Here is a 4,520-nt window from a genome sequence, read left to right as displayed (position 1 = left end):
ATCGCTTTGGTTCGCAGTTTGAGGGATACTAAAGCTGAAGCAATTCTCCTGGGGGAAGTGCTGGAAATCCCTTAGAGAATTGCAAATTTAAGATCTCAAATTTGCAATTCCCTAGCTTTGGTTAGTTCACATAAACGCCGCCAGTCGGTTGAACGGTTAAGGCATTCCTGTCTGCGCCCAAATCTGTTGTTGCTGCCAACCTTACTTCCAGTACTCCTGGGGCAACAGCTTGGGGACGAACTCTCAATAAACCTCCATCAGCACGGTAAAAAGTGATGGTCGTGGGTGTATCCAAACTTTCTAAACTGACGTAGGATTCACCTTGTAGATTTCTTTGATTGGTTTCGCCAATTACTTCGTAAACGATGTCAGCTCCGGTTTCGTTCACCAGCCTAACATTCACCGCACCGTTGGAGGGTCTGACCATCGCACTGGTAGTTTGTCTCTGTTCTGGGGTAGGCGGAATAATTGTGGTGTTGCGCCGTTGCTGCATCATTTGGTAATCGTTGCGACGCAGTTGCTTATCGCGGTTGATGTTGGTGTTATTGCCATCAGTACTGCAATTAGCTTCGTCACCAGTCCGTATGGCGTTACGATCGCGATCGGACATGGCATCGGTAGACGCAGACGAAGAGTTGGTATCATCAACAGATGAGTTAGCGCTATCTTCTGTTGGCGTATTTCTACTGCTATTGACGGAAGAAGTGCCTTCGCGAGTCCGGCGTTCTATATCTGTGTTACTGGAAGAAGTGCGATCGCTTCCTGTCCCCGATGACGTATTGCCCATCCTGGTCGATGAGTTATCGGTACCCGTAATTGGCGTGTTTCTATTCCTATTAGCAGAAGACGGTGTGGTAGTATCGGTTCGCGAATCTCGCGTCTCTACATCGTTAGTTGGCGTTGGCGTATTTCTATTGCTGTTGACAGAAGATGGCCCTTCGCGATTTATATTGGTGTCGCTTGTATCAGCAGAACACACAGCATTGTTGCCTGTACCCGATCGCGGATCGCGAGGACTTTGATTCGTTTGCGCGATCGCCGGTAAGCTCAGGATTAAGGTACCAAAAATAGCTCCCACTAACCCGATCTGCTGTTTAATTTGTCGTTTTTGTTGACTCATGATTCACCTTTGTTTTGAGTAAATTTTGACTAAATGGATATTTTCTTTGCCAAATGGCAAATATTCGATCGCGGTACTGGCAGAAACAAAGTAAAAGGCAAAAATTAAATCCATCGCATATTTTTACTTTTGCCTTTTTATCTATTACTTTTGGCTACTCAAAAAGCTAAGCCTGTTCCCACAGTTGGCGAATCTTGTCCGGCAAGAAGTTCGCGATTTCTTGAATTCGTTCTTGAGACAATTCGTCCTTGGTCGCTGAGAACACTGCTTTAACAACAGTTTCCGGTTGTACGTCCGGTTGTAAACCGGCTTCTTGAGCGATCCGGAAGAGAAACGTATCGGATTTGATAATCAGAGGAGGACGAACTCGACTTAAGAAGCTGACGATCGGATTGGTATCTTTCCAAAGTTCTGCCACTTCGTTTTGCAGCGCTTTGTCTTTTGTCGGTAGCGCTTCTTCGTGCAGCTCGTTCGCCACGCGATCGGCAGCTTCCGTACTCATCATGTCGCGCATGGTGCGGAACACGACTTCCGTAATATCCCTGGCATCAAAAGGATCTGACAAATTGCCCTTGAGCATCACTTTCTCAAGGAACGGCATATCTTTGGTAGCGATAGGTACTGTCGGCCCTTCCCTGAGAGCTTGAGGAGGATTTGCTTCCATTTTTTCCAGCATTTTGCGGCCTCTTTCCGTTAGCTCTGCCCTTTTAAAGGTAATTAAATGGGGCAAGGGGCCATCTGCTGCGCCATAAGAGTTGGCAATTCTGAGATCGAATTCTTTGGGATTAACCGCATCGGGAACATCTTCCTGATTTGCATAGGCATTGCCGCTAAACTCGGCGTTGATGTATCCCTTTTGATTTAAGTAATCTAGGTGGCCCAAAAAATCTACGGGGGTTATTTCTCGACCAGCAAAGTCTGTCTCGGTGAAGTTAACCGAGTGCATTCCTTGACTGCTATCGGTTTCGTCGATTTTTTTCAGCAGAATGTAGGCAATATCTTCTCGCAATCCAATTGGCATAGAACTATTAAAAAGCTCCCATTTCCAACGTCGATCTTGAGCCTAATCTGAAAGGTTCCCAGCTTGCCTCTGTCACAGGAGGCATTCCAAAATGCTAATATTTTTTTGCTCATCTTTTTGAATAAAAAACTAACTTTTGATAGATGAAATTAGAAAATTAAACTTTCAAAGCCAAAGCTCAAAATAAAGAATGCACTCCCGGCGACGATGCCCAATGCCCTATCCCCCAATAACTAATAGACATCTCCTCTAAAAGAATCTCAAAGGCAGGCAAGATGCTTACCCCACAAGAATTTTTGGAGATGTCTATTAGACATCTCCTCTAAAAGAATCTCAAAGGCAGGCAAGATGCCTACCCCACAAGAATTTTTGGAGATGTTTAATGTGTTTCCAGTCGGTATTGCGGCAAAGTAACGGTAACGGTTGTGCCTCGATCGACAACGCTTTCAACCCGAATATGACCGTGGTGATTTTCGACAATAGCAGCTGCGATCGCCAATCCCAATCCGGAACCGGTTGACTTACCGCGAGTGCGGGCGGGATCGACTCGAAAAAATCGATCGAATAAATGAGGCAGTGCGTCTTCTGGGATACCGATACCGCTATCGATAACTTTAACTTGCAGTTGCGGATGGTTCCCTCGGCGTATAATTCTTTGCAATTCCACATCAACTTTACCCCCTATCGGCGTGTATTGCAGCGCATTACCAATTAAATTTGTAAACAGACGCGCCAGCCGATCCCAATCTGCTTGGAATGTAAAAAAGTCTTCTTCTGTTTCGTCAGGAAAGCTGATTTGTGCAGTCACCAAATCTAAGGCGAGTTTAATACCTTTTTCGGCAGCAAGCAGTTGCTGTTCTTCTACAACTTCCATTAACAAAGCGTCGAGAGGACAGGCTGAAAAGCGAGGTTGTACGATGCCGCTATCTTCTCTGGCAAGAAACAATAAATCATCGACCAAACGCCCTAGCCGCTGAGTTAGTCGTTCGATCACTTTTAATTGTTGTTGATGTTGTTCGGACGAGCGATCCGGGTCTGCCAAGGCTACCTGTACGTTTGTTTGAATCATGGCGATCGGACTTCTGAGTTCGTGAGAAGCATCAGATGTAAATTGTTTGAGATGTTGGTAAGATTCGCGCACCGGTTCCATCGCCAAGCCAGAAAGCAACCAGCCGATCGCACCAACGCAAATCACCATCGCGCTAATACCCAAACTCAAGTCTAGTATTAATTGATGGCTGGGTTTTGTTACTTCAAACCAAGGATGGCTGACGCGCAGATATCCCAGTACTTGCCGTCCCATTTGCACTCTTTGTGTGACTTGGCGCAGTAGAGGAGGTGGTGAAGGCGTGAGGAAGCGAGTTTCTTGACTCTTAGCTAACCGAACGGTTTCGACCGTGCGGTTAGCGCGAATGGGAACATTTAGCGGTTCATCAAAGGTTGACCACAGCAATTCACCTGTAGGACTGAACCATTCCAGGTCGATGCGATCGTCTTCTACGGTATCGGCGTTATCGCGAAAACTGGCTTCCACGTTAACGCGATATTTGTTAATGCGATCGTTGGGGGAAACTGCTTCGATCGCGAGCGATCGCACAACCACTTCCACCACATGATTGAGCGTATCATCCACCCGCTCGATCAATGTGTTCCGGACGTATAGATAAACACCAGTCGCAAACAGCAGCAGCAAAACTGCCGTGACAGTTGTATACCAAATAGCGAGGCGGCGGCGAGTTGCTTGAAACATAATTATTGATTTCAAATTTCAATTATGTTATGCGATGTCAAATTACTGTAGCAAATGATGCTCATATATTTGAACATTTACGTGTATTTGAGCGGGTTTGACGTTGTAGAGACGTTTCGTGAAACGTCTCTACAGTCGGTTAAGATAAAAAAGGTCATCGCAACGGATTCTGTATGAGATCGAGAGTATCCAGAATGAGCAAGACATTAGACGTATACCTAAGTTTTAGCAGCCCTTTTGCTTACCTTGCCAATACCCAACTGACTGCATTAGCAAAACGTACTCAATGCAACATTAATTATCATGTCATCGATTTGTACAAAGTGATGCAAGTTTCGGGCAATCCTGGCCCCAAGGATGTGCCAGCTAAAATTAAATACATAGTTAAAGATATTTTCGATTGGTGCAAATATTACGGCGTCACCATCAACGTGCCGTCTCGTTTAGCGATCGATAGCACTCCGGGTGCGGCGGCTGCTTTAACTGCAAAAGATGGTCGGAAATTGCCGGAATTTATTGACAGAGTAATGCGAGCTTATTTTGTAGAAGATTTGGATATTGCGGATGCACAAGTCTTGGGAAAACTGGGTGCTGAAGTAGGTTTGGATAGCGAAGTTGTTGCCGCCGCC

Annotated in this window: 4 protein-coding genes; 1 reads left to right on the top strand and 3 read right to left on the bottom strand. The window is 45.7% G+C overall.

The genetic code is table 11. The annotated features are described in order from the left end of the window. Window positions 1-121: 121 nt before the first annotated feature. From H6S82_RS19745 to H6S82_RS19735, 3 genes are all read right to left on the bottom strand, one after another. A complete protein-coding gene (locus H6S82_RS19745) occupies window positions 122-1,120 on the bottom strand; it encodes a hypothetical protein (protein WP_190473941.1) in 999 nt (332 codons plus the stop codon). Window positions 1,121-1,286: 166 nt separating this feature from the next. Next, a complete protein-coding gene (locus H6S82_RS19740; protein WP_190473943.1) occupies window positions 1,287-2,141 on the bottom strand; it encodes a DUF2267 domain-containing protein in 855 nt (284 codons plus the stop codon). A 379-nt stretch (window positions 2,142-2,520) separates the two neighbouring features. Continuing rightward, entirely contained in the window at window positions 2,521-3,891 is a 1,371-nt protein-coding gene (locus H6S82_RS19735; protein WP_190473945.1) for an ATP-binding protein, read from the bottom strand. A 194-nt stretch (window positions 3,892-4,085) separates the two neighbouring features. Here H6S82_RS19735 and H6S82_RS19730 point away from each other — a divergent pair. Then, window positions 4,086-4,520, top strand: a 435-nt coding sequence (locus H6S82_RS19730) for a DsbA family protein (RefSeq protein ID WP_191056595.1), incomplete at its 3' end; no start/stop codon positions are given.

Source organism: Planktothrix sp. FACHB-1355 (genome assembly GCF_014748295.1).
Taxonomy (GTDB): domain Bacteria; phylum Cyanobacteriota; class Cyanobacteriia; order Cyanobacteriales; family Aerosakkonemataceae; genus Aerosakkonema; species Aerosakkonema funiforme_A.
This window is presented reverse-complemented; position numbering and strand designations above follow the sequence as displayed.

What these genes read in the sequence shown, in the direction of transcription:
- H6S82_RS19745 (WP_190473941.1), bottom strand. Translation starts at nt 1,120, where the DNA reads ATGAGTCAACAAAAACGACAAATTAAACAGCAGATCGGGTTAGTGGGA.
- H6S82_RS19740 (WP_190473943.1), bottom strand. Translation starts at nt 2,141, where the DNA reads ATGCCAATTGGATTGCGAGAAGATATTGCCTACATTCTGCTGAAAAAA.
- H6S82_RS19735 (WP_190473945.1), bottom strand. Translation starts at nt 3,891, where the DNA reads ATGTTTCAAGCAACTCGCCGCCGCCTCGCTATTTGGTATACAACTGTC.